This is a genomic window from Terriglobus aquaticus, from assembly GCF_025685415.1.
In the GTDB taxonomy this organism is placed as follows: domain Bacteria; phylum Acidobacteriota; class Terriglobia; order Terriglobales; family Acidobacteriaceae; genus Terriglobus; species Terriglobus aquaticus.
Map to the genome: position 1 here is coordinate 24,830 of NZ_JAGSYB010000001.1, position 24,367 is coordinate 49,196.

The 24,367-nt window shown below is 62.8% G+C and carries 20 protein-coding genes; 10 read left to right on the forward strand and 10 right to left on the reverse strand.

Annotated features, from left to right (window positions below; all coding sequences use genetic code 11):
- The first annotated feature begins 45 nt into the window (after positions 1 to 45).
- From OHL12_RS00190 to glk, 8 genes are all read left to right on the forward strand, one after another.
- Positions 46 to 2,481: a glycoside hydrolase family 15 protein gene (locus OHL12_RS00190; RefSeq protein ID WP_263411825.1), complete on the forward strand. Its 2,436-nt coding sequence runs from the start codon at positions 46 to 48 to the stop codon at positions 2,479 to 2,481.
- Between the two features lie 148 nt (positions 2,482 to 2,629).
- Positions 2,630 to 4,618, forward strand: coding sequence for a transketolase (gene tkt / locus OHL12_RS00195; protein WP_263411826.1), 1,989 nt, complete (start codon positions 2,630 to 2,632; stop codon positions 4,616 to 4,618).
- A 4-nt stretch (positions 4,619 to 4,622) separates the two neighbouring features.
- The gene (gene rpiB / locus OHL12_RS00200) at positions 4,623 to 5,120 is read left to right on the forward strand and encodes a ribose 5-phosphate isomerase B (RefSeq protein WP_263411827.1); all 498 of its coding nucleotides are present in this window, start codon (positions 4,623 to 4,625) and stop codon (positions 5,118 to 5,120) included.
- Positions 5,121 to 5,138: 18 nt separating this feature from the next.
- Complete coding sequence (locus OHL12_RS00205; RefSeq protein WP_263411828.1) at positions 5,139 to 6,017, forward strand: oxidoreductase; 879 nt, start codon at positions 5,139 to 5,141, stop codon at positions 6,015 to 6,017.
- 102 nt (positions 6,018 to 6,119) lie between these two features.
- Positions 6,120 to 7,025: a phosphogluconate dehydrogenase (NAD(+)-dependent, decarboxylating) gene (gnd, locus tag OHL12_RS00210; RefSeq protein WP_263411829.1), complete on the forward strand. Its 906-nt coding sequence runs from the start codon at positions 6,120 to 6,122 to the stop codon at positions 7,023 to 7,025.
- 96 nt (positions 7,026 to 7,121) lie between these two features.
- The gene (zwf, locus tag OHL12_RS00215) at positions 7,122 to 8,636 is read left to right on the forward strand and encodes a glucose-6-phosphate dehydrogenase (RefSeq protein ID WP_263411830.1); all 1,515 of its coding nucleotides are present in this window, start codon (positions 7,122 to 7,124) and stop codon (positions 8,634 to 8,636) included.
- Positions 8,637 to 8,730: 94 nt separating this feature from the next.
- Positions 8,731 to 9,531, forward strand: a complete 801-nt coding sequence (gene pgl, locus OHL12_RS00220; protein WP_263411831.1) for a 6-phosphogluconolactonase — start codon at positions 8,731 to 8,733, stop codon at positions 9,529 to 9,531.
- The gene (glk, locus tag OHL12_RS00225) at positions 9,528 to 10,574 is read left to right on the forward strand and encodes a glucokinase (protein ID WP_263411832.1); all 1,047 of its coding nucleotides are present in this window, start codon (positions 9,528 to 9,530) and stop codon (positions 10,572 to 10,574) included. Before pgl ends, glk begins: the two co-directional genes overlap by 4 nt.
- 70 nt (positions 10,575 to 10,644) lie before the next feature.
- On the opposite strand, the gene OHL12_RS00230 is transcribed toward glk, so the two are convergent.
- From OHL12_RS00230 to nadC, 7 genes are all read right to left on the reverse strand, one after another.
- Positions 10,645 to 10,926, reverse strand: a complete 282-nt coding sequence (locus OHL12_RS00230) for a hypothetical protein (RefSeq protein ID WP_263411833.1) — start codon at positions 10,924 to 10,926, stop codon at positions 10,645 to 10,647.
- 98 nt (positions 10,927 to 11,024) lie between these two features.
- Complete coding sequence (locus OHL12_RS00235; protein ID WP_263411834.1) at positions 11,025 to 13,802, reverse strand: ComEC/Rec2 family competence protein; 2,778 nt, start codon at positions 13,800 to 13,802, stop codon at positions 11,025 to 11,027.
- Between the two features lie 36 nt (positions 13,803 to 13,838).
- Complete coding sequence (locus OHL12_RS00240; RefSeq protein WP_263411835.1) at positions 13,839 to 15,008, reverse strand: class I SAM-dependent RNA methyltransferase; 1,170 nt, start codon at positions 15,006 to 15,008, stop codon at positions 13,839 to 13,841.
- A complete protein-coding gene (locus tag OHL12_RS00245) occupies positions 15,008 to 15,712 on the reverse strand; it encodes a hypothetical protein (RefSeq protein ID WP_263411836.1) in 705 nt (234 codons plus the stop codon). The genes OHL12_RS00240 and OHL12_RS00245 overlap by 1 nt, the downstream gene beginning before the upstream one ends.
- A gap of 1 nt (position 15,713) precedes the next feature.
- Positions 15,714 to 16,550 carry a type III pantothenate kinase gene (locus tag OHL12_RS00250; RefSeq protein WP_263411837.1) on the reverse strand — a complete coding sequence of 279 codons (837 nt, stop codon included), beginning with the start codon at positions 16,548 to 16,550 and terminating at the stop codon, positions 15,714 to 15,716.
- Positions 16,551 to 16,608: 58 nt separating this feature from the next.
- Positions 16,609 to 17,463 (reverse strand): biotin--[acetyl-CoA-carboxylase] ligase, encoded by an 855-nt coding sequence (locus OHL12_RS00255; protein ID WP_263411838.1) that lies wholly within the window; start codon positions 17,461 to 17,463, stop codon positions 16,609 to 16,611.
- Complete coding sequence (gene nadC / locus OHL12_RS00260) at positions 17,453 to 18,349, reverse strand: carboxylating nicotinate-nucleotide diphosphorylase (RefSeq protein WP_263411839.1); 897 nt, start codon at positions 18,347 to 18,349, stop codon at positions 17,453 to 17,455. The genes OHL12_RS00255 and nadC overlap by 11 nt, the downstream gene beginning before the upstream one ends.
- A 75-nt stretch (positions 18,350 to 18,424) precedes the next feature.
- Here nadC and OHL12_RS00265 point away from each other — a divergent pair, with 75 nt between their 5' ends.
- Together OHL12_RS00265 and OHL12_RS00270 are read left to right on the forward strand one after the other, a co-directional pair.
- Positions 18,425 to 18,835, forward strand: coding sequence for a hypothetical protein (locus OHL12_RS00265; RefSeq protein ID WP_263411840.1), 411 nt, complete (start codon positions 18,425 to 18,427; stop codon positions 18,833 to 18,835).
- Positions 18,836 to 18,985: 150 nt separating this feature from the next.
- A complete protein-coding gene (locus OHL12_RS00270) occupies positions 18,986 to 19,186 on the forward strand; it encodes a cold-shock protein (RefSeq protein WP_263411841.1) in 201 nt (66 codons plus the stop codon).
- 74 nt (positions 19,187 to 19,260) lie between these two features.
- On the opposite strand, the gene OHL12_RS00275 is transcribed toward OHL12_RS00270, so the two are convergent.
- The 3 genes from OHL12_RS00275 to OHL12_RS00285 form a co-directional block, all read right to left on the reverse strand.
- Positions 19,261 to 22,032: a valine--tRNA ligase gene (locus OHL12_RS00275; RefSeq protein WP_263411842.1), complete on the reverse strand. Its 2,772-nt coding sequence runs from the start codon at positions 22,030 to 22,032 to the stop codon at positions 19,261 to 19,263.
- Positions 22,033 to 22,092: 60 nt separating this feature from the next.
- On the reverse strand, positions 22,093 to 22,824 hold the full coding sequence (locus tag OHL12_RS00280) for a PEP-CTERM sorting domain-containing protein (RefSeq protein ID WP_263411843.1): 732 nt from the start codon (positions 22,822 to 22,824) through the stop codon (positions 22,093 to 22,095).
- Between the two features lie 158 nt (positions 22,825 to 22,982).
- Positions 22,983 to 24,263 carry an esterase gene (locus OHL12_RS00285; protein WP_263411844.1) on the reverse strand — a complete coding sequence of 427 codons (1,281 nt, stop codon included), beginning with the start codon at positions 24,261 to 24,263 and terminating at the stop codon, positions 22,983 to 22,985.
- Positions 24,264 to 24,367 lie beyond the last annotated feature (104 nt).

Consider the following 24,367-nt stretch of genomic DNA (forward strand, 5'->3'; position numbering starts at 1 on the left):
CGTCTCATCAGCCGTACAAACAATTGTGTTGCAATGGGAAGCGTCATGGATGCTTTGAACGCGCTGTACAAGTGGCTGCCCGATCAGGGCCCGGCAACCGGCGGCCCGGGCATCATGCCACGTTGGACTTCCAGCAAGAAGGACTCGGTCAGCACGGCGTATTCGGCCGCCAGTCGCGTCTGGTTCACCATCTCGCATGGCACGCTGAACGAGATCTACTTCCCGACGATCGACCGGCCACAAACGCGTGACATGGAGCTGCTGTTCACCGACGGCGAGACGTTTGTGCATGAGGAGAAGCGCGACTTCGAGTATGACTTCCACTACATCGATCCGGACGCGCTGGCGATCCGCGTGGTAGCCAGCGACCTGGGCGGCCGCTATACGGTGACCAAGGACTTCATCAGTGACCCGCACCACCCTGTGGTGCTGATGCGGGTAAGGCTGGACGGCGACGAAGAGGTTTTGAGCCGGATGAAGTGCTACGCCCTGCTGGCTCCGCACCTGGACGGTGGTGGTGCCGGCAACAGCGCACGCGCGATCGAGATTGCCGGGCAGCGCGCACTGCTGGCCTGGAAGAACAACATGCATGTGACCATGGGCGCGGATGTTGGCTTCACGCGAACCTCCTGCGGCTATGCCGGAACGACGGACGGCTTTCGCGACCTGAAGCAGAACATGCAGATGGACTTTCAGTTCGGCGAGGCGCTGGATGGCAACCTGGCGCTTACCGGTGAGGTCGACCTGTCGCGCACGCGCGAGTTCACCATTGCGCTGGCTTTTGGCGAGGGGCCGCACGCTGCGCTGTCTGGCATGATGCAGTCGCTGAGTGTGCCCTTCGACCTGCACCTGAAGCGCTTCATCGAGCAGTGGCATCGCGCCGCCTCGCCCGAGCGGCTGGGTGCCGCCAGCATGGACAAGGGCCGGCTGATGCGCATCAGTCACAACGTGATCCTGGCGCACGAGGACAAGATCTTCCCCGGTGCGTTCATCGCATCGGCTTCGATTCCGTGGGGCAACGCGAAGAGTGACGACGACCTGGGTGGCTACCACCTGGTGTGGACGCGCGACATGATCCAGTCCGCAACGGCTCTGCTGGCCTGCGGACGCACGGACACGGCGCGGCGGGCGCTGGTGTACCTGGCCTGCACGCAACGGCCGGATGGATCGTTTGCGCAGAACTTCTGGATTGACGGAACGCCATACTGGACCGGCATTCAGCTCGATGAAGTGGCGTTTCCGATCATGCTGGCGTGGCGGCTATGGAAGGTCGGCGGGCTGGGTGAGTTCGAGGTCTTTCCGTTCGTCGAGCAGGCTGCGGCGTTCCTGGTGCAGTATGCGCCCATCACACAGCAGGAACGTTGGGAGGAGGCGGCAGGCTACTCGCCGTCCACGCTTGCCACGGTTATCGCAGCGCTGCTCTGCGCCGCCGACATTGCGCAGGCGCACCCCGCGCCGGAGCTGGCGAAATTCCTGCAGAGCTACGCCGACTGGATCGAGGAGCACCTAGACGAGTGGACCACCACAAACGATGGCGTGCTGCTGCCGGAGGTGAAGCGCCACTACGTCCGTATCAACCCGCCGAAACCGGGCGAGCCGTTCTACAACGCTGAGGCCGGCCCCGGCAGGTACAACATTGCGAACCGCGCCCCGGGCGAGCAGTTCAACTTCGCCGCGAACGAGATTGTGGACGCCGGGTTTCTGGAACTGGTGCGCTACGGCATTCGCAGGGCAGACGATCCGCTGATCGTGGACTCAATCAAAGTCGTCGACCACGTTCTGAAGATCGATACGCCGTATGGACCGTGCTGGCGGCGCTACAACCACGACGGATACGGTCAGCAGAAAGATGGCGAGCCGTTTGTGCACTATGGGCAGGGCCGCGCATGGCCGATCCTGACCGGGGAGCGCGCGCATTACGAGCTCGCCGCGAACGGGGCTTACCAGCCGCTGATCCAGGCGATGGAGCGCTTCTCCAGCTTCGGTGGCATGCTGCCAGAGCAGGTGTGGGATTACAAAGACATGCCTGCGAAGGGCCTCTTCTTCGGCCGTTCCGCGGGATCGGCACAGCCACTGGTCTGGGCCCATGCGGAATACATAAAGCTGCTGCGCTCCGGTGTGGACGGTAAGGTGTTTGATCGCATCTCGGTAGTGGAGGAGCGCTACGGCGTTCGCCGCGAAGAGCGCACGTGGAAGAGCGATGTGGAGTTCTTCAAGATTGCGCGTCCGCTGACGGAGATGGCGGCAGGCAAGCGTCTGCAGGTGCTGGACCGCGAGTATTTCGAGGTGCTCTGGACGGTGGACGGGTGGGCCACGCACCAGACCACGTCGGCGTCGCTCATCGGCTATCCCGGCTTTGCGGCGGAGCTTCGCTTGCCGGACAAATTTCAAGGGAAGCTCGAATTGACACTCCATTGGCCGAGTTCGGACCGCTGGGTGGGGCACAACTTTCTGATCGAGGTCGGCGCACCGCTGACCTGAAGCATCTGATTCATCAGGTTTCCGCGCGTACACTGTCGATAGGGCGCAGAGCTGTAGGCAGGTACAACGAAGCGGCTGCAGTACCCAGAGACTTTTCACGGCTGCGCCCAGCGCAGGCGATCTGCACCAGACCACGACTGAGGAAAGAATGAGCGACAAGGATCTCGACAAGCTTTCGATTGATACTCTCCGCCTGTTGGCGGTGGACGCCATTGAGCGCGCAAAGAACGGCCACCCGGGCGCACCCATGGCGCTGTCGCCGCTGGCGTACCTGCTGTTTACGCGCTACATGAAGCACGATCCGGTCGACTTCAAGTGGACCGATCGCGATCGCTTCGTCCTGTCGAACGGCCACGCGTCCATGCTGCAGTACGGCTCGCTCTTTCTGTCCGGCTATGACGTCTCGCTGGACGACCTGAAGCTATTCCGCGAGTGGCACTCGAAGGCGCCGGGTCACCCGGAGTACGGCTTTACGCCCGGTGTGGAAGTGACCACTGGACCGCTTGGCCAGGGCTTCGCCATGGCAGTCGGCCTGGCCATTGCTGAGAAGCACCTTGGCGCTGTGTACAACAAGCCGGACATGCCCATTGTCGACCACCGCACCTATTGCATCGTGGGTGACGGCTGCCTGATGGAAGGTATCTCGCACGAGGCAGCGTCGCTGGCCGGCACGCTGAAGCTGAATAAGCTGATTGTGTTCTACGACGACAACCTGATCTCGCTCGACGGCCCCACGGAGCTGAGCTACACCGAGAACGTGACAGAGCGCTTCAATGCGTACGGCTGGCACGTGCAGATGGTGGATGACGGCGAAGACCTGAAGAAGCTGGCGCAGGCAATCGAGATTGCCAAGGAAGAGACGCAGAAGCCGTCGTTGATCCGCGTTCGCACCATCATCGGCTACGGTTCGCCGAAGGCCGGCACCAAGTCCGTGCACGGCGAGATGCTGGGCAAGGAAAACACCCGCAAGACCAAGGAGTTCTTCGGCTGGGATCCGGATAAGGATTTCGTGGTTCCGGAAGAGGCGCTGAAGAACTGGCGGCAGGCCCAGACCAAGGGCGCCGAAGCGCACGCGAAGTGGAACGAGCTATTCGACAAGTACAAGACGGCGCATCCTGAGGCCGCGGCCGAGTTCGATCGCGTGATCAAGCAGGAACTGCCGAAGGACGCCTTTAAGGACCTGAAACCGTTCCCGACGGACAAGCCGATTGCGACCCGTACGGCCGGCAATGTCGCGCTGGAAGCCATCGGCAAGAACGTACCGGAGTTGATGGGCGGCGCGGCCGACCTGACCTCGTCGACCAAGACAATCTTCAAGGCTTCGCCTTCGTTCGCGGATGATCCGAAGGGTCGCAACATCTTCTTTGGCGTGCGCGAGTTCGGCATGTGCGCGGCGGTCAACGGCATGGCAGCGCACGGCGGCTTTATCCCGTTCGGCTCCACGTTCTTCGTGTTCTCGGACTACGCCCGCAGCGCGATCCGTATGGCCGCGCTGATGAGCGTGCATTCGCTGTTCGTGTTTACGCACGACTCCATCGGCCTGGGCGCCGACGGACCGACGCACCAGCCCATTGAGCACCTGATGGCGCTGCGCGCGATCCCGCAGCTCACGGACTTCCGCCCGGCGGATGCGAACGAGACGAACGCCTGCTGGCAGCTCGCAGTGGAGCGCAAATCGGCCTCGTTCATGGCGCTGTCGCGGCAGGACCTGCCGGTGATCGACGCCGAGAAGTACAACGTGACCGAGGGACCGCGCAAGGGCGCCTACGTTCTTGTCGAGCAGGAAACCCCCGACGTCATCGTGGTTGCGACTGGATCGGAAGTTTCGCTGGTGCTGCAGACCTTGCCGAAGTTCGAAGAGGCCGGCATCAAGGCGCGCGTCATCTCCATGCCTTCGTTCGCCATCTTCGAAGAGCAGGATGAGGAGTACAAGAACTCGATCTTCCCGCATGGCGTGCCAAAGGTCGCGGTGGAAGCCGGTGCCTCGATGGGCTGGTGGAAGTACGTCGGCCGCGACGGTCAGATCATCGGTGTGGACAAGTTCGGCGCGTCTGCCCCTGGGCCGGAAGTGCTGGCGAAGTACGGCTTCACTCCGGAAAACATCGTCAAGGCGGCTCAAACCGCAATGGGGAAGTAAGCTCATGCGCATTGCAATTGCAGCCGATCACGCCGGCTTTCCGTTGAAAGAACTCGTTCGCGCATACGTGGCCAAGCTTGGCCACGATGTGCAGGACCTGGGAGCGTATGACACCACGCCTTCGGACTACCCGGACTTCGCTGTCAAGGTCGGCACTGCTCTGATGCAGGGCGAGGCCGACCGCGGCATCCTGATCTGTGGCTCCGGTGTGGGCGTCTGCATCGCGGCGAACAAGATGCCAGGCGTACGCGCGGGCATGTGCCACGACACCTACTCCGCGCATCAGGGCGTGGAGCACGATGAGATGAACGTGATCGTGCTGGGCGCTCGCATCATTGGCGAAGAGTTGGCCTATGCATGTGTCGAGTCGTACCTGCAGGCGAACTTCATTGCCAAGGAAGAGCGTTTCGTTCGCCGGTTGAACAAGGTGTACGCGATCGAGAAGAAGTACATGCCCGATGCGGCTGGAACCAGCTTCGCCGCCGCTGCCTCCAAGAGCTAACCAGAGAGAGTGAGCGAGATGGCAGAGCAGGAATCGCCAACCGGCAAAGGCAAAGTGTGGTTCATCACTGGGTGCTCCACCGGCTTCGGCCGCCTGCTGGCCGAGGCGGCGCTGGAGCGTGGGGATCGCGTAGTCGCCACCGCACGCGATGAAAGCAAAATCATCGACCTCACGGACAAGTATCCGCAGACCGCCCTGGCACTGACGGTCGACGTAACGGACAAGAACACGATCCTCATCGCCGTGCAGGACGCGATGGAGACCTTCGGGCAGATCGACGTGCTGGTCAACAACGCCGGCTACGGTTTGAGCGGAGCGGTGGAGGAGGCCAGCGACGAGGAGATTGAGCAGGTCATTGCTACCAACGTCTTTGGCGTGGTGGACACGACGCGTGCTGTGTTGCCGCACATGCGCGAACGGCGGTCCGGTCACATCCTGATGTTGTCGTCGGTGGCGGGCCTGATCGGCACGCAGGGGCTGGCGTACTACAACCTGACCAAGTTTGCGGTAGAGGGCTTTTCCGAGGGCCTGGCCCAGGAGGTCAAGCACCTCGGGATCCGGGTGTCGATCATCGAGCCAGGTCCGTTCCGCACGGATTTCCTGGGCCGCTCCGGGCAGGTGGCCCAGCAGCAGATCGACGATTACAAGGAGTCGGCTGGCAAACTGCGGGAGTACTTCAACACGCAGGCCGGGCAGCAGAAGGGTGATCCAGCCAAGGCCGTGGAGGCGATGCTGCAGCTTGCTGACACGCCCGAGCCGCCGCTGCACCTGTTGCTGGGCCGCAACGCCTACGATCGCCAGTTGGCCAAGCTGGACGAGTGGAAGCAGGGCATCGAAGCGTGGCGGGAAGTTACGCTGGGTGCAGACTTCCCGGAGGCAAAAACTCCCATCCAGTAAAGCATTGGATTTTGCCGGGTCCGTGTTGGGCCGGGCATCATCAAGAGACTTGCACCACGCTTGCAGCCTGCAAGGCGTGACAACTACGAAAGGGAACGTGCGATGGAACTCGGTCTGATCGGTCTTGGCAAAATGGGCGGCAACATGGCGGAGCGGCTTCGCCTGGGCGGCCACAAAGTGGTTGGCTTCGACTTCAACAAGGAAGCCACGGCCAAGCTGACGGCAGCCGGCTCCGTAGGCGTGAACTCATTGGAAGATCTGGTCAAGAACATGCAGTCGCCGCGCGCCATCTGGATCATGGTGCCGGCCGGCGATCCTGTGGACGAGACCATTGCGAAGCTGAAACCCATGATGCAGAAGGGCGACATCTTCATCGACGGCGGCAACTCGAACTACAAGGATTCCATTCGCCGCCACGACGAGCTGAAGAAGGAAGGCTTTGAATTCATCGATGTGGGCACCTCGGGCGGCGTGTGGGGCCTGAAAGAGGGTTACTCCATGATGGTCGGCGGCGATGAAGATGTCGTCGAGAAGATTCGTCCCGTGCTGGAGACGCTTGCTCCTGCGCCCGATAAGGGCTGGGGCCGCACCGGCCCGGCCGGTGCTGGCCACTTCGTGAAGATGGTGCACAACGGCATCGAGTACGGCATGATGCAGGCATTTGCAGAGGGCTTCGCGATTTTCGAAGCGAAGAAGGAGCTGAACCTGAACAATGCGCAGATCGCGGAGATCTGGCAGTACGGTTCGGTGGTCCGGTCCTGGCTGCTGGACCTGACGGCGGCCGCCCTGAAGGCCAATCCGGAGCTGAAGGGCATTGCACCGTACGTGCCGGACTCGGGCGAAGGCCGCTGGACGGTCTTCGAGGCGATCGACCTGAATGTGTCCGCGCCCGTAATCACGGAGTCGCTGATTCGCCGCATTCGCTCGCGCGAACAGGACAACCTGACCGACCGCATGCTGTCGGTGATGCGCAATGCCTTCGGCGGTCACGCCATGAAGACGGAGTAGTTCACGGTTCGCGGCGGGTTCTGCCTTGCGTCTTCCTGGCAGCCCGCTGCATCTGTTCATCAGCCCGGCACCTCAATCCCCGGATAAGGAAAGATCATGGCAACACAGGAAAATAGCGTCTCTCAGGCAGAGGCGAGCCAGACGAAGCAAAATACGCCCGATCCTTGCATCGTCGTCATCTTTGGCGCGTCGGGCGATCTGACCAAGCGTAAGCTGTTGCCCGCGCTGTACCACCTTGAGCAGCAGAACCTGCTGCCTGAGAAGTTCGCCGTTGTGGGCGTCGCTCGGCGCGACCTGTCCAAGACGTTTGCGCCCGACATGAAGGACGGCATCGTCAAAGGCGGTGGCGTCGACCAGGGTGAAGCCAAGCTGGGCAAGTTCATGGAGCGCGTCCATTACTTCGCCACGGAGTTCGACAACGACGAGGGCTATGAAGGCCTGAAGAAGTATCTGGCCGACCTGGATGGCAAGCTGGGCACGGGCGGTCGCCGCCTGTTCTATCTCGCGGTGGCGCCGGAGTTCTTTGCGGACATTACGCAGCGCATTGCAAAGCACGGCATGGCCAAGGGCGAGGGCGACGCGTGGGTGCGCTTCATCATCGAGAAGCCCTTCGGCACCGACCTGGCCAGCGCCAAGAAGCTGAACGATGACATTCATGCTGTGCTGGAAGAAGACCAGATCTTTCGCATCGACCACTACCTGGGTAAGGAAGTGGTGCAGAACATTCCGATCTTCCGCTTTGCCAACTCCATCTTCGAGCCGCTCTGGAACTCGAACTACATCGACCACATCCAGATCACTGGCGCCGAGTCCATCGGCATCGAGGGTCGTGGACCTTTCTATGAAGGTGCCGGAGCTCTGCGGGACGTGCTGCAGAACCACGTGATGGAGGTGCTCTCCTTCGTCGCAATGGAGCCGCCTACCAGCTTCGAGTCGGCCGCTGTACGCATCGAGAAACTGAAGGTTTGGAAGGCGATCCGGCCGGTTCCTATCGAAGACACTGCGCGTGGCCAGTACGGCCCAGGCAAGGTCGACGGCCAGGACGTGATCGGCTACCGCCAGGAAGACCGCGTCAATCCCGAGTCGCAGCAGGTCACCTACGCAGCCATGAAGCTGTCCATCGACAATCTGCGTTGGGCGGGTGTTCCGTTTTACATCCGGGCGGGCAAGCGCCTCGCCAGTCGTGTTACCGAGGTGGTGGTTGTGTTCAAGCAGCCACTGCGCAACATCTTTGGGCAAGGGGAGTTGGAACCGAACGTCCTTACCCTGCGCATTCAGCCGGACGATGGCATCAGTGTGCAGTTCGGCAACAAGGTGCCCGGGCCGACCACGACCATTGACCAGGTGGCGATGACCTTCAACTATGCGCAGAAGTTCGGCAAGTCCTACGCGAGCGGATACGAGCGCTTGTTGCTGGATGCGATGCTCGGCGACGGTACTCTCTTCGCCGAGGGAGCGGGCGTAGAAGCCACGTGGACCCTGATGACACCCATTCTGGAAGCGTGGGAAGGTCAAATCAAGGATTTCCCGAACTACGCCGCCGGTAGCTGGGGTCCGAAGGAAGCGGACGAACTGTTGCAGCGCGACGGCCGCGAGTGGCGCGTTAGCTAGAAACGCTCGACGAACAGGAAACGCCTGGGGACTACCTCAGGCGTTTCGTTTTCAGGCTGCTGCGCATCCCAACTGCAGCAGGAAGCAGGTAGGTATGGCTCGCAATTGCATTGCAGATTTTCTGGTGTACGACACACCGGACCGCGTAGCGCAGGCCGCGGCTGAGGTCTTCACCAAGTATGTTGTGGACGCGGTACAGGCCCGGGGCGTTGCGCGCGTTGCTATCTCGGGCGGCACCACGCCCAAGCGCATGTTTGCACTGCTAGCCGCAGAGCCCTTTGCGCAGCAGGTGCCGTGGGACAAGCTGGAGCTGTACTGGGTGGACGAGCGCTGCGTCGGCCCTGACAATGCGGACTCCAACTACCGCATGACGCGCGAGCAGTTGCTGAGCAAGGTACCGCTGCCGGCGGACAAGGTCTTTCGCATGGAAGGCGAACTGGACCCAGAGGAAGCTGCGGCCAAATACGAGACCTACCTGCGCAACAACTTTCGACTGGAAGGCGCACAGGCGCCTGCGTTCGACCTGATCTTTCTCGGTATGGGCGACGATGGACACACCGCATCGTTGTTCCCGCACACGCAGGCGATCAATGAACTCGGCCGCCTGGTGGTTGCCAACCACGTTCCGCAAAAAGACACGTGGCGCATCACGCTGACCGCTCCGGTGATCAATCACGGAAAGCGGGTCGTGTTCTTAATTGAAGGCGGTGCCAAAGCCGAGCGCCTGCACGAAGTGCTGCTTGGCAACTACGATCCTGAGGCGCTACCCTCTCAACTGATTCGTCCTGAGTCGGGCCACGTGTACCTGCTGCTGGATGCAGAGGCTGCCCGGCGTCTGCCCAAGGTAGGCATGCACGGCGATGCGGAAACCGGGACGCTGGAGCTTTGCCGATGATTTTGGCAGGAGATGTGGGCGGCACCAAGGTCGACTTGGCGCTGTATGACTTTCAGGGCGGAAGCCTGCGCATGCTGCGGAGCAAGAAGTTTCCCGCGCATGGCTACCCATCGCTGCAAGACGTGGTGAAGGAGTTCCTCTCCACGGACGACACTGGCGAGAAGGTCACGCACGAGGTGGTTGCCGCCTGCTTTGGCTGCCCCGGCCCGGTGAAGGACGGGCACCTGAAGCTCACGAATCTGCCGTGGGAACTGGACGCGCGGGACCTGTCGAAGATCCTCGACATCGAGCACATCTTCCTGATCAACGACCTGGAAGCGAATGGCTACGGCATCGCTGAGCTGGGGCCGGAGCAGATTTTTGAGCTCTACCAGGGTGACAAATCGGCGCTGGGGCATCGCGCCCTGATCTCGGCCGGTACGGGCCTGGGCGAAGCTCTGCTGATTTGGAACGCAGCGGCACGGCGTCACCTGCCGCTGCCCAGTGAAGGCGGCCACGCGGACTTCGCGGCGCGCAACCCGCTGGAGATCGAGCTGTTGCAGTATCTGCAAACCAAAGTGGGCGGCCGCGTCAGTTGGGAGCGCGTCGTTAGCGGCATCGGTCTGAAGAACATCTACGAGTTCCTGCGCGACACTGGCAAGGCTGAGGAGCCAAGCTGGCTGCGCGACCGCATGCAAAGTGAAGATCCCAACTTCGTCATCGGCACCACGGGCGAGGACGGTTCCAGTGAACTGACCCGCATGACGCTAGAGGTCTTCGTCTCGGCGTACGGCGCAGAGTGCGGCAACATGGGCCTGAAGCTGCTGGCCAGCGGCGGTGTGTATCTGGGTGGCGGTATACCTCCGAAGATCCTGAAGACGCTGCAGAACGGCAAGTTCCGCGACGCGTTCCTCGATAAAGGACGTCTCTCACCGGTCCTGCACAACATCCCGGTGCGCGTGATCCTGGAGGAGCGCACCGCGTTGATCGGCGCAGCGGCGTATGCTGAAGCGCGCGCCAGTGAACTGACCGGTCACAGCGAACGGATCGCGTCGCAAGTTTAGAGACACAAGCGGAACAAGAAAGAGCTCGTCCAAGACGAGCCTCTTTTCTTGTTCTTAGTCTGCGTCACCCTTATTGCAAGCGGAAACGTTCGACCATAAGCCGTTGAAACCGCGGCTTCCAGATCAGGTCGTACGCAAGTTCCTTGCCGGGAAACATGGCGAGCGCTGCCTCGCGCGCGTCCGAAATCATGCGAGACGCTTCGTCTACTGTGAGGCTGCCGTCCTGCGCGATCACCTGCATGACCATGTTCATCATCATCTGCAGGCGGCGCAGCAGCTTCCGCTCGTCTGCCTCGGCCTGCTGAGATTGCGGCGTCGATGCGATGTTGTTTTCCGTGCGGATCTCGTCCATGTTGCCTCCCTCGTGGAAAGGTCACAGGGTGCGTCGACGAACCGCATCGCCAAATGGCCCTACTGTTCAGACGCTCTCCGCACAGAATCGATGCGGGGTCAGTCAGTCAGCGGTGGCACGGCTGTTGTGACGGAGCCGTCCTCGTGCAGCGTGTACTCGACGGCACCCATCGTGTCCGTGCGCGACGTGAGCACATGGTGCTCTGACAGGCGCTGCAACACGGGCATTCGCGGATGGCCGAAGTGGTTACCGCGACCACAGGAGATGACCGCAACGCGCGGTGCCAGTGCGTCCAGAAAGGGTTCGCTGGTGCTGGTCATGCTGCCATGGTGTCCCACCTTCAGCAGTGTGACCGGCGACAGCAGATGCGCGGCGAGCATAGCGTCCTCGCTCGGCAGCTCTGCATCGCCGGCCAGTAGGGCGGAAGACCGGCCGAACACCGCGCGAAGCACCAGGGAGTCGTCGTTGGCGGGAGCGCTGCCCGGCTGATAGTCCGTGCGCGGACTCAGGACGTCCATCTCCACCTGCTGCCATTGCTGTCGCTGACCTGCGTGGAGCCAACGAACGTCCGTGCCCTGCGCCCGTGCCTGTGCGATCAGGGCGTGCAGCCGGTCGGAGGAGACGTCTTCGCTCAACCAGAGCTCTCGTGGGCGGAAGTTGCTCAGGACAGCGCTCATGCCGCCCAGGTGATCCATGTGCGCGTGGCTCAAGGCAAGCACGTCGAGTCTTGAGATACCGCGATGCCACAGGTAGGGCGAAACGACCTGCTCGCCGATGTCGAAGTCGGCCCCGCGTTGCTGCTGGTGCGCACCTTCTTCGGGGCCCACCTGACCGCCAGCGTCGATCAGCATGGTTTTGCCGTTGGGTGCGATCAGCAGCAGGGCATCGCCCTGGCCGACGTCGATCGCTGCCACCTGTAAGGCTCGAGCAGGTAGAAGGTGCCTAGCGCCCAGGACTGTACCGACCGCAACAGCACAGGCGAGCGCCACGGCCGCCCATCCGGCAACGCGAGGTCGCGATCGTAGCAGCGCGATGCACAGGGCCATGCATGCGACGAGCGCCAGGGCGACAGAGGTGGGCGGCCCGGGCGTGCGCAGGTCCGCGACGTGGATCGCTGCCAGCGATCGCACCATCCCGCCTGCAACATGAAGCAGCAGGGCCGCAGGTGCCGCTGCCAGCAGGGCGACGGGATAGCTGATGAGGCTTAGCAGGAAGGCAGGGATGCCGCACACCGTCAACGGCAAGATCAGTGGCATGACCAGCAGGTTGGAGGGCAGGGCGAGCGCGGTGAAGCGGTGGAAGTACACCGCCATAGGCAGCGCCATGGTGAGCTCGATCACGGCGGACAGGACACTCAAAGACAGCAGTGCCATGCCTGCCCGAACCAGCCCGACCAGCGCCGTGCCCGTCCACGATCCAAAGGTGAGGCCCAGCTCCCGAGCCATCCATCGCAGCCGAACGCGGAACTGCGCCACATGGGGTGGCAGCCGACGATCCAGCCGCAACAGGTGCAATCGCCGGCACGCTCGCGCATAGGGAGCAATGGTGCGGTCGAGCAGCGGGATGGCAATGCCGGCAAGGGTGAGCGCGATGAGCACCGTCATCTGGAAGGCCGTGTCGCGGATGGCTTGTGGCCGCACCAGCAGCATCGCCAGCACGGCCGCGCCCACCGCATTAAGCGCATTGCGCTCGCGCCCAATGGCCTGCGCTAGCAGAAACGCAAGCGTGACAAACAGCGCACGCTGGACCGGCTCACCGAAGCCGGTCAGCAGGGCGTAGCCGCACGTTGCCAGCGCGGTCAGCAGAACAGTCAGAAGCCTAGGGCTGCGCAACCGCTCTGCCAGGGCGAAGACTACCCACGCTACCAGGCCAAGGTGCATGCCAGAGACGACGAACAGATGGAACGTGCCGGTCTGTTCGAAGCTGGCGCGCAGGCTGTGCGTGAGAGCGCTGCGATCGCCGAAGAGCATGGCGCTCCAGGCTGCCGCATCGGCTTCGCTCCACCTCATCACGCGCGGCAACCACGCTTGCGTGTGCTGCCACGCGGCAAAGTCGTGCAGCCGCTGCGACGCCGCCCACATCCGAATCTGTTGCACCCGGCACATGAGTGGTGGTGCGCGCATGGCCATCTGGGTGAGTCGGCCAGGTACCGCGGTGCCTGTGGCGGAGACCTCCTGCGTGGCAAGCCATTCGCCGTACTGCCATACACCGGGGTCGCGGAATTGGCGAGGGCGATACAGCCGCAGCACGGTGCGAAGCTCCTCGCCGCAGCGCAGGGCGGCTCCATCCGAGCCGGAGAGCGTGACGCGTGCCGTCGCTGTCGTCGGCGTCATGCTCGCCACATCCGGATTCAGCTCTTCCACCGCACTCAGGCGAAGGTCCGCCGTGTATCGCGTCTGTTCCGGTGCGGAGGGCTCCTGATCGGGCGCCTGTTCCCCAAACCGCAGTGGGTCCGCAGATTCGGTGCCATCACGTTGCGCAAGAGGCTGCACGGCGAGCACGGTCGCGATCACCTCGCGTCGCATGCCATCGGCATAGGGAAGAATCGTGCTGTCGGCGGTGCTCCGGGGATGAAGAACGCCCAGGGTCCAGCCCAGGAGAAACCATGTCACCAGGGTGGTCGCGGTAGCCAAGCGGGGAGCGCACCGCAACGCGATGGCTGCAATGGCGATGCATAGCCCGGTGGCGCATACGAGCAGGGCGGCAGGCCGCCACCATTGCGAGGCAGCAACGCCCAGCGACAGCATGGCAGCCGTGTACAGCAGCGGCGCGCGTCGCAACTCCAGCGGCAGCACTCGCGAAAAACGCGATGGATGGGCGCGGATCTCGCGCACCAGCATCGAGGGCAAACCGCGTTCGCCGTGGGTACTTTGCATCGCCTGCGCAGGCCTTGGTCGCGGTCGGCCGCGAGGTTACCCGCGGCGAAAGACGGCGATCGTTTCCGTGTGGTTTGTCTGGGGGAAGAGGTCGAGCAGGTGCAGATCTGTAATGGTGTAGCGCGAGTCTACCAGCGCACGAGCGTCGCGCGCGAACGTCGCCGCGTCGCAGGAAACGTAGACCATCTCCGGTGCGCCGATGCGAATCAGTTCCTGCGTGATGGCGCCGCCAAGACCAGCACGCGGCGGGTCCATGACGATCAGGTCGGGCGGAGTAGCAAGACGCGCGCGCTTCAGGAAATCCAGCACGGGCTGTGCCATCGCGCGATGTTGCTGCCCGGCGGAACGCAACGCCGCAGCCAGATCCGTCGCTGCGGGCTGGCCGACCTCCACTGCGGTGACCTGATCGAAACGGTCCGTGAGCGGGACAGAGAACAGGCCGGCGCCGGCAAAAAGATCCCATGCCGCGCGCCCGCTGCGGCCGTTCAAGACCAACTCCACCATGCGGCCGGTGAGAAAGCGGTTTACCTGGAAAAAAGCGCCACGCGACACGGCGTATGCCTGGCCGTTTACGCGAAAGGTCAACCCCGGCGCACCCCATCGAGCGACTTCTACCCGCTGCCGCTCCTGTACCCGGCGCGATCCGCTCGCCAGTTCACCCTGCACCAGCAGGCCCCCACCGGCGGTCTGTGGCACACGTTGCCGCAGACCTTCGCACAGGTCCCGGAACTGGCGCGGCGTGTCACGGTCCAGCGTGACCACTGTTGCGTCCACGTGCAGCAGTAGCTGCAGCGCTGCTTCATCGCCGTCCGTCATGAGTTCAAGTTCTTTGCTGCCAACGGGCCAGAGATTGGTGGTGGCTGCCAAGTTATCCAGCGCCGCTGCCGCTTGCCACAAGAGCGGCGACGCGATGGGGCACTCCTGGATCGGCAGGAAGTCATGCGAGTTGAAGCGGCTGTATCCTACGCGCCCGCCCTCAACGCGCAGCCGGATGCGATTGCGATACTCGTACCCCGCAGCGGTATGCGTTTCGATCGTCGGACTTGGAACGCCCGCTTGCTGCAGCCGAATCCGTACCGCGTCGACTTTGCGCAGAGTTTGCGTCTGCTGCGACAGGTGCTGCAGTTGGCATCCGCCGCACACGCCGAAATGGTGGCAGCGGGGCGTGACCTCCGCTGTAGCGTTGAGGCCAGCCGCTTCCGGCATTACAGGTGCTCCATGTAAAACAGGCTGAGCCGAGGCACGTTGTACCGTTCCAGCAGCCGCTTGTTCAGGAACTGTTGCGTCACGTGCTTCAACTGTGTCGCGTTCATGCCGCGGCTGCCAGCTAGGCCGCGGGCGGCCTGCTCGCGCCACTCGGTCTGGTGTGCTTCCGGCGTGGCCAGCAGCAGCATGGCAAAGAGCTTCTCTTCCAGGACTGTCAGCGTGCGTTCCAGGTCTTCGGTGTCGCCCGGAGCTTCCGCCAGAGTGTGCAGACGCGCCACAATCTCATCGCGCTGGCTCGAGATCGAATCAGGAAGCGAAGCTGCTGCGAGGCGTTCCGCATTGCGCTGGAGGTATGCCCTGACCGGCTCGGCTTCGAATCCGCTTTGGCGGGGTTCCGCCGTTGTCTGCGCTCCCATGGCGGCGTCTTTCATCTGCTCGGTCGCTGCCATCACAGCCTGCGCTGCCCAGGCCAGGCCATTTACCTTGCGCAGGCGTTTGCCGGTCTTCTGCGCACGCGCGTCGTACTTGTCGAACGCCTCATCGATGCCGCGCAACACGGCTGCAAGCGGCACACCGGCCTCGCGCCAGGCGTCGATCAGCGCCCAGTCCAGGGTGCTCAGCAGGGTCAGCGTACCGCGCCGGCGCTGAAACCGGTCTTCGATCTCCGTGAAGTACTCGAAGTAGTTCTGCTGTGGTGCTTGCACGTTAGACGGTGGTTGCGGGCTGAGCTTCTGACCGGGTAGACCGCCGCTTGATCCGGTCCTGATTGCGCTCGTAGATCAGGCGCACCCCGTCCAGCGTGAGCGTGGGGTCAACCGTTGTCAGGTACTTGGAATCCGGGGAGAGCATTCGAGCAAAGCCGCCGGTTGCAATAACCTTGGTCTCCGGTCCAAGCTCTGTAATCATGCGCTCGCAAATGCCATCGACCAGGCCGATGTAGCCGTAGTACAGACCGACCTGGATGTTGTCGACGGTGCTTGTGCCCACGACTTTGCCCGGCTTGCGAATGTTGACCCGTGCCAGCTTGGCCGCCTTGTCAAACAGCGCATTGGCGCTAATGCCGAGCCCGGGGGCGATTGCGCCGCCGAGGAATTCGCCCCGGGCGGAGACCACATCAAATGTGGTCGCCGTTCCCAGGTCCACCACGATGCACGGGCCGCCGTAGCGGTCGAATGCCGCCACCGAGTTCACAATGCGGTCCGCACCCACCTCCGCCGGATTGTCCGTCAGCACCGGGAGGCCCGTTTTCACGCCCGGTTCCACAAACAGCGGACGTACGTGGAAGAAGCTCTCCACCACTTCGCGCAACAAGGAATCGACCGGTGGTACCACGCTGGAAACTGCAACTCCGCTGATCCCCTGGATATCAACCCCATTCAGGGCAAAGAGGCTGTGAAACGCGATGCGAAGTTCGTCGGGTGTGTGCGTCAGCGGGGTCGCGATGCGCCAACTGTGCAGCAGCTTCGCGGGTTCCGCTTCGGTCGCCAGCGCGTAAAGCCCCAGCACCATGTTTGTGTTCCCAACCTCGATCGCAAGCAGCATGTGACCCTTTCCTGCCTCCGTAGGCCGGCATGTCTCGCCTGCCCACGCCTTCGCACGGTTAGAGCGCCTCGCGCACTCCGCCGTGCCGTACCTCGCGCACCTGCCCAGTGTCGCAACGCACACGCAACAGGCCCGCCGCGGTCAACCCGAGCGTCACGCCAGTATAGCCGTCCTGCTCCGCCACCTGGACGCGTTTGCCCCAGACCCAGCGGCTGTGCTCCGCGAACCTTTGCCGCACCGCGGCGGGTGATTCCTGGACCGCGAGGAGCTCCAGGTGCAGTTGGCGAAGGAACGCGATCAGGACTGCCTCTCTCGGAACAGTCTTCCCGGTCCACCGCCGCAGCGATGTGGAGATCGCCTCCAATTCCGGCGGCATCACTGTGTGGTTCAGGTTGATGCCGACGCCGATTGCGGCGTAGCGAAGCAGGCCGTCGGTTTGCATTGCGGATTCGGTCAGGATGCCGCCAAGCTTCAAGCTGCCGGGACCCGGCGTGACCAGGTCGTTGGGCCAGCGCAGATCAATCTCAGCACCCGTCACTTCCCGGATGGCGGCTTGCGCGGCCAGGCCTGCGGCGAACGAGATCGTCAGTGCATCGTCGGCGCGCAGATTCGGCCGTGCGAGCACCGTCACGTAGAGCCCGGTGCCCGGATTTGAGCTCCAGGTGTGGCCGCCACGGCCGCGACCGGCGGTCTGCTCGTCCGCCACGTACACCTGACCGCCTTCGGACCCGGCTTGCGCCTCGGCGATGGCGCGCGTTTGCGTGCTGTCGATCGTGACAAAGTGGTGCAGCTTGCCGTGGAAGATCGTGTCTGCCAGCGCAGCATTCACGCGCGATAGGTCCAGGGCAGGCGACGCTTCCTCGCTCATATGCGGATCGGCCGCCGCGCTGACTTCCCGCTTGTCAGTACACATCGGCGGTGATGCGCATGCTCAGGTCTACGGCCAGGGCACCGCGAGTCAGATTGCCGACGCTCAGGAAGTCCACACCGGTCTCTGCATACTCGCGCACGTTCTCCAGGTTCAGGTGGTCCGCCACTTCCAGTAGTACGTTCGGATGGTCCGCTCGCATCTGCTCCACGGCCAGGGCCACCTCGCGGGGCGTCATGTGAACGAACAGGAGCACGTCCGCACCGGCGCGCACCGAGGTCTCGGCGTCTTCCAGGTTGCGGATCTCCACCTCGACCTTTTGCCCCGGCTTGCGCTGCTTGACCACACGCGACACCGCCGCCTCCAGGCCGCCGGCCAGGGCGATGTGGCTCTGCTTCAGCAGGATGCCGTCCTGCAGGTCCAGCCGATGATTCTGCCCGCCACCGCAACACACGGCGTACTTATCGAGCAGGCGCAGTCCTGGCATAGTCTTGCGCGTGTCCAGCACCTGGGCGTGGGTGCCTTCCGTGGCGTCGACGAACTCGCGGGTCAGGGTCGCGATACCGCTCATGCGTTGCAGTAGGTTCAGGATGACGCGCTCGCAGCTGAGGATGGCGGTGGCCGAGTGCCGGATGACCGCAACGGTCTGACCCTTGCGCACGCGCACGCCGTCGAAAATCTCGGGGTGGCTGATGATTTCGTACCGGCTGCCGCGCTTGCCGCCGGCGCGGGTTTGCAGCGACGCAAACGCGTCAAAGACGGCTCCGATTGCACCCAGACCGGCGATGACGCAGTCTTGCCGTACCAGGACGGTGGCGCTGGCGCGCTGGTCGGGAGCAATCGCCAGGTTGGTGGTCACATCGTTGGTCGCTTTGTCCTCGGCCAGCGCGGCTTCCAGCACCGCTGCGACCTTTCTGCTCTTCCAGTCCATCGTTCACAATCCTACGGGCGTCGGTCGCATCCTACGGGAAACGCCTTGTGAAAGGAAAGCCGTCTCACACTGCACATGAACCCTGTTCTGCTGACGTCCACTCTGATGCACCAAGCCGGGATGTTGCTGCTGCTGGCGATTCCGATCGCCTGCATGAGCTGGACGGTCACGCACGAAGAGGTCTTTCGCGAGCCGCGCGAGTTCTGCAAGCGCAAGAGCCAGGACTGCGGCTCGCTGCCCCAGCGCAAGTTCTTCTACCTGTTTACCTGCGAATATTGCTTTTCGCACTACGTGACGGCGCTGGTGCTCTTCTGTACACATTTCCAGTTGCTTTACACCAGTTGGCGAGGCTATGTGCTGGCGGAGTTCGCACTGGTGCTGGTCGCCAACGGATACATGAGCCTGTACAACCGGCTGCGGCTCGACATCAAGCACGAAAACGTCGTGATCGCGGTAGAAGAAAAGCAGGTCACGAAGGATAAGTAGCTTTTCCACAGGCAACCGGTTATGCTCGTAAGTGATCGTCGATCCGATCGGTTCGTTTTGCCCGTCCAGGTACTGCCAGGAAGCAACACACTACCAATTGCGTTCAGCGGTACATCAAGGGTGCGACTCGCTCGCACAAAGGAAATACAAATGGAACAGGGCACTGTGAAGTGGTTTAACGACGCCAAGGGTTTCGGCTTTCTGAGCCGCCAGAACGGCGAGGACGTATTCGTCCACCACACCGCGATCAAGACCAACGGCTTCCGCACGCTGCAGGAAGGCCAGTCCGTGACCTTTGACGTCGTCAAGGGACCCAAGGGCTTCCAGGCAGAGAACGTTCAGCCTGCATAAGCATCCGCATCGCAACCGCGATGCAAGCAGAAAGGGCAGCCACCTCGGTGGCTGCCCTTTCTGCTTGTCCACGCTTAGGCGGGCAGGGCCGCAAGCGACGCCTTGGCCTTTTCGTACAGCGCAGACGTCTCCGCCTGCTGCTTCTTCAGGCCATCGACCACGGCCTGCGGCGCCTTGGCCAGAAAGGCTTCGTTGCCGAGCTGACGTTCCGCAGCCTGCAAGCCCTTCTCGAGCTTTGCGATCTCCTTGGTGAGCCGCTCGCGTTCGGCGGCCACATCGATCTGCCGCTCGTACACCACTGCTACGTCGAAGTTCGCGCCGGAACGTGCTGCCGCACCGGTCAGCGGATCGTTGCTGAAGTCCACATCGCTGACGCGCGCTTGCTTGGCCAGCATGTCGCGATTCGCGTCGGCCAGCGCAAGCGTGCGGTTGTCCCCGTGCAGCAGGATCGGGGCGGCTTCCTTCTCCGGCACGCCCATGTCCTTGCGCAGGCCGCGAACGGTGACGATCAGCTCCTGCAGCGTGGTGATTGCGGCGGTGGCGGCGTCGTCGGCAGGGTAGTCCTCCGCCTGCGGGTAGCGGGTCAGCGCGATCGACTTCGCGGGTGCTGCGTCCTCGTACAGCGCGTGCCAGACCTCTTCAGTCAGGAACGGCATGAACGGCGACAGCAGCCGCAACGACGCTTCGAAGACACCGACCAGGCCGGCCAGCGAGATCGCCGTTTCCGGGTTCTGGATCGGTTTCTCGTCTTCCGCCGCGCCCTCAGCGGGAGCAGGGAAGTCGAGCCGCAGCTTCACCAACTCCAGGTACCAGTCGCAGAACTCGCCCCAGAAGAACTGATAGACCGCGTTGGCCGCCTCGTCGAAGCGGTAGTCCGCCAGCGCCTTGTCCACCGCGCCGCACACCTCGCGCAGACGCGCAAAGATCCAGCGCGTCTCAATCGGCGTGATCTCCGGCAGTGCAGAAACAGCGGCCGCGGGACCCATCTTCACGTTGTAGCCGGCAGCCTTGGCGCGCTCCATCTGAAGGAAGAGGAAGCGGGCGGCGTTCCATATCTTGTTCGCAAACGCGCGGTAGCCCTCGGTACGCTGCTCGTTGAAGGCGATGTCCGTACCGGGCGACGCCTGCGATGCCAGCGTGAAGCGCACCGCGTCCGTGCCGTACTTCTCGATGATCTGGATCGGATCGATCACATTGCCCTTGGTCTTGCTCATCTTCTGCCGGTCGGCATCGCGCACCAGGGCGTGAATGTAGACTTCGCGGAAGGGCACCGCATTCTTCAACTCGCGCTTCGATCCGTCCGGCATCGGCACGTCCAGCATGAAGTGTGTGCCCAGCATGATCATGCGGGCGACCCAGAAGAAGAGGATGTCAAAGCCCGTGACCAGCAGATCGGTGGGATAGAACTTCGCCGAGTCCAGCGACGGCTCAGGCCAGCCGAACACCGTGAAAGGCAGCAGGCCGCTGGAAAACCATGTGTCCAGCACGTCCGTTTCCTGCTGCATCTCCGCGTGATCGCAGCAGCCACAGCGCTCCGGCCGGGTGCGGCTCACGCACACGGTCTCGCACTGCGGGCAGTGGTAGGCCGGAATGCGGTGGCCCCACCACAACTGCCGGCTGATGCACCAGTCGTGGATGTTCCGCATCCACTCGAAATACGTCTTCTCGTACATGCTGGGCGTGAACTTGATCGCGCCCTGCTCGACCGCCGCGATGGCCTTGTCTGCCAGCGGCTGAATCTTCACGAACCACTGCGGTGAGAGACGCGGCTCAATCACCGCGCCCGAACGTTGCGACGTGGCAACGGCCAGGTTGTGGTCCTTGACGTCGACCAGCAGGCCCTGCGCGCGTAAATCTTCGACCACGCGCTCACGCGCTTCGTAGCGGTCGAGACCGTCGTACGGCGAACCGGGCACGGCGATGTGCGCGGTCTCGTCCATGATGATCAGGTTCTGCAGGTTGTGGCGCTTGCCGATCTCAAAGTCGTTCGGGTCGTGCGCCGGCGTCACCTTCACCGCGCCTGTGCCGAACTCGGGCTTGGCCCAGTCGTCGGCAAGGATCGGGATTTCTCGGCCGACTAGCGGCAGCGTGATCGTCTTGCCGACCAGCGCGGTGTAGCGCTCGTCCGCCGGGTTTACCACCACGGCAACGTCGCCCAGCATCGTCTCCGGACGCGTGGTCGCGATCGTAATGTCGCCCGAACCGTCCGCCAGCGGATAGCGCACGAAGTACAACTTGCCGACGGTCTCCTTGTGCTCGACCTCCAGGTCGCTCACGGCGGTCTGCTGCACCGGATCCCAGTTCACGATGTAGCTGCCGCGGTAGATCAGCCCCTGCTCATACAGGCGCACAAACGCCTCGGTCACCGCGTTCGACAGGTTGTCGTCCATGGTGAAGTACTCGCGACTCCAGTCGACGCTGGCGCCAAGGCGGCGCATCTGGTCAGTGATGGCGCCGCCGTACTGGCTCTTCCACTGCCACACGCGATCCAGGAAGGCGTCGCGGCCGATCTCCTTCCGGTTCGTGCCTTCACTGGCAAGCTGCCGCTCGACCATCATCTGGGTCGCGATGCCGGCGTGATCGGTGCCAGGAACCCACACGGCCTCTTCGCCGCGCATGCGGTGCCAGCGGGTGAGGATGTCCATCTCCGTCTGGTTCAGCATGTGACCCATGTGCAGACGGCCGGTCACATTCGGCGGCGGCAGCAGCATAACGAACGGCTTTGCTGCAGTAGCGCTATCGGCAATGCTGGCGGGCACATCCCAAAGGCGCTCACGCACCCAGAACTCGGCCCACTTGGATTCAATCAGGGACGGGTCATACGATTTCGGCAACTCAGTCGGCATAAATAAAAAGGAGCGAGCCAGCGTGCGGCGTCGCTCCTTTCAGTTTACTTGTTCGGTAAGTTATGCCGCGCCCATGCGAAGACGGCGGCGCGCCACGCCGAGCAGTCCCGATGTACCCGTAAGGAGCAACGCGAGCGAGGACGGCTCGGGTGTCACCCCGGTGGTTGGTGGCGGCGGTGGCGTGGCGGGCAGGCCTTCCGCGCCGATGGTAAACGCGTAGTAGCCCTCATAAATCGGCGTGGTGAAACTGATGGAGGAGTAGCTTCCGCTGAACTGGATGGTGCCGTTGCCCTCCTGGCCAAACGTGTTGCCGCCGGCCTGCGTGATGCAGCTCCCGCCATATTGGGCATTCGGACCACACGCCTGAATCGTGAAGGGCTCATCATTGGTAAAGTCGAACTCAGCAGAATAGCCGGGCTGGCCCAGGCTCCAGATCGCCATGACCGGGTTCGCGATGGCTTGGGAGAAGGAGACGGTTTCGGTGTACGCGTTCCCGCCTTCCATCTGCACCTCCTGATAGGAGACATCCGGTGCATTGCTGACCGTTCCGCCCACATAACTGGAGGAAGGGTTCCAATCGGTGCTGATGCCGATGCCACTGAGCTGGCCGCTATAGGTGACGGCAATGCCGCCCGCCAAGGCGATGGTGCCCGACGCGGTGCCAGGGTTTCCCCCCACGACGCTGTTCCATTGCGTCCAGGTAACAGGGTCGGCGTGGGCCGCAAGGCCACACGCCATCCCGAGTGCGACCAAAGCCATCGATGCTTTGAACTTGCTTGCAGAAAAAGCCATTTGTGCTCCAAAGGAGAAAAAAATGGCGCATACAGCTTCCCTGCAGGCTGGTTGCTGTGCCCAGGAAACAGCTCACAAAGAAAGATGAAGGCGCTCTGTTGGGAAAGGCGTCCTCCATCTTTGGAGTGCGGCAGGATCTTTGTCGCTTGTAGCCGGTATTACTTCCACAGTAGCTGCGAGAACGTGATCAGGTTGTCACGCCACACCAACCAGGTATGCATCCCCGGAGTCTGGTTGATGCTTACGTTGCCTTTCACGTTCTGCTTGGCCCAGGTGCCGAACTTCTGATTTACCGTGTTCAGCCCATCCTCGGTGCCGCAAGAGAGCCAGAACAACTTGAACGGTGCTTGCGTTTTCGCATTCGGAACGATGCCCTGAAATGCTGCCTGATAGGTCTCGTCAGAAATGCTGGAGGCGTTCTGCGCATTCGTCGACCCTGGCGCGAGCGGCGAGACGATCGCGGACGAGAACGCACCCACGTAGCCGAAGACCTCAGGATGGCTAAGCCCTGTGTGGATGGAGTGGCCGCCGCCCATGCTCAGCCCAGCCAGCGCGCGATGCGCTGAGTCGGTCGCGATGTTGTAGCGGGCCTCCGACATGGGGATGATTTCCTTGAGCATCATCTGCTCGAAGATGTCCTGGTTTTCAATGGGCAGCTTGTACGGCGCGGTCCAAACACCCCAGCCCTCGGTAATCATGCGCATGGTGCCATAGGCGCGCGGCATGACGACGACCATGGGCTGGATCTTGCCCTGCTGGATCAGCGAGTCCATGATCCAGTTCGCCTGACCGGCGTCCGTCCATCCAATTGCCGAGTCCGAGTAGCCGTGCAGCAGGTACAGCACCGGAAACTTCTGCTTGCGCTTCGCGTCGTAGTTCGGCGGCAGGTACACGTACAGGTCGCGGTCGTGCAGGCCGGCTTCGTCCGTGGCCAGCTTGCTGGTGTACATCACGTGTTCCACCGTGCCATGCGGAATGTCCTGCAGGTCCCACGGCGCGGGTGACGGCCGGCCCGGGATGTGCACGATGCTCGACGGGTTTTGCAGGTTCAGGCGGACCATCGGATCCCGAGGATCCATTTCGCGCTCGTCGTCCACTATGACGCGATATCCGTAGTACTCGGGCTTCAGCGGCTCCGTCGTCAGCGTCCAGGTGCCGTTCGCGTCCTGCTGCAGTGGACGCGGTTCTGCTTCGCCTTCCAGCGTGACGGCAACACTCTTCGCGTTGGGCGCGATCACGTTAAAGGTCGCGCTTCCGTCCGGGTTTGCGATGGCAGATTTGATCTGCTGCTGTGCCGCACGTGCAGCAGGGTCGATGGAGACAACCCGCTTCGGGTTTGCAGGCCGCACCTGAATGGGGGGAGCCGCAGCCTGGGACAGTGCGGATGCGCTGAACGAACCAGCGGCAAGGACGACAGACAAAGCGGTGAGCCGGTGCATGATGCCGAAGTGTACCAAGTGGCGCTGTCTACCGGCTTTACAGGGGTGCTACAGGTCTGAAGCGCGGGTACTGCGGCCGTCTCCGGAGCAGATACTTCAGCAAA

Bases quoted from the DNA above. Each gene is read 5' to 3' on its own strand.
- OHL12_RS00235 (WP_263411834.1), bottom strand. From the start codon at position 13,802: ATGCAAAGTACCCACGGCGAACGCGGTTTGCCCTCGATGCTGGTGCGC.
- OHL12_RS00240 (WP_263411835.1), bottom strand. From the start codon at position 15,008: ATGCCGGAAGCGGCTGGCCTCAACGCTACAGCGGAGGTCACGCCCCGC.
- nadC (WP_263411839.1), bottom strand. From the start codon at position 18,349: ATGGACTGGAAGAGCAGAAAGGTCGCAGCGGTGCTGGAAGCCGCGCTG.
- OHL12_RS00205 (WP_263411828.1), top strand. From the start codon at position 5,139: ATGGCAGAGCAGGAATCGCCAACCGGCAAAGGCAAAGTGTGGTTCATC.
- OHL12_RS00280 (WP_263411843.1), bottom strand. From the start codon at position 22,824: ATGGCTTTTTCTGCAAGCAAGTTCAAAGCATCGATGGCTTTGGTCGCA.
- OHL12_RS00190 (WP_263411825.1), top strand. From the start codon at position 46: ATGGATGCTTTGAACGCGCTGTACAAGTGGCTGCCCGATCAGGGCCCG.
- rpiB (WP_263411827.1), top strand. From the start codon at position 4,623: ATGCGCATTGCAATTGCAGCCGATCACGCCGGCTTTCCGTTGAAAGAA.
- gnd (WP_263411829.1), top strand. From the start codon at position 6,120: ATGGAACTCGGTCTGATCGGTCTTGGCAAAATGGGCGGCAACATGGCG.
- OHL12_RS00270 (WP_263411841.1), top strand. From the start codon at position 18,986: ATGGAACAGGGCACTGTGAAGTGGTTTAACGACGCCAAGGGTTTCGGC.
- OHL12_RS00285 (WP_263411844.1), bottom strand. From the start codon at position 24,263: ATGCACCGGCTCACCGCTTTGTCTGTCGTCCTTGCCGCTGGTTCGTTC.
- tkt (WP_263411826.1), top strand. From the start codon at position 2,630: ATGAGCGACAAGGATCTCGACAAGCTTTCGATTGATACTCTCCGCCTG.
- pgl (WP_263411831.1), top strand. From the start codon at position 8,731: ATGGCTCGCAATTGCATTGCAGATTTTCTGGTGTACGACACACCGGAC.
- OHL12_RS00230 (WP_263411833.1), bottom strand. From the start codon at position 10,926: ATGGACGAGATCCGCACGGAAAACAACATCGCATCGACGCCGCAATCT.
- zwf (WP_263411830.1), top strand. From the start codon at position 7,122: ATGGCAACACAGGAAAATAGCGTCTCTCAGGCAGAGGCGAGCCAGACG.
- OHL12_RS00275 (WP_263411842.1), bottom strand. From the start codon at position 22,032: ATGCCGACTGAGTTGCCGAAATCGTATGACCCGTCCCTGATTGAATCC.
- OHL12_RS00250 (WP_263411837.1), bottom strand. From the start codon at position 16,550: ATGCTGCTTGCGATCGAGGTTGGGAACACAAACATGGTGCTGGGGCTT.
- OHL12_RS00265 (WP_263411840.1), top strand. From the start codon at position 18,425: ATGAACCCTGTTCTGCTGACGTCCACTCTGATGCACCAAGCCGGGATG.
- OHL12_RS00255 (WP_263411838.1), bottom strand. From the start codon at position 17,463: ATGTGTACTGACAAGCGGGAAGTCAGCGCGGCGGCCGATCCGCATATG.
- glk (WP_263411832.1), top strand. From the start codon at position 9,528: ATGATTTTGGCAGGAGATGTGGGCGGCACCAAGGTCGACTTGGCGCTG.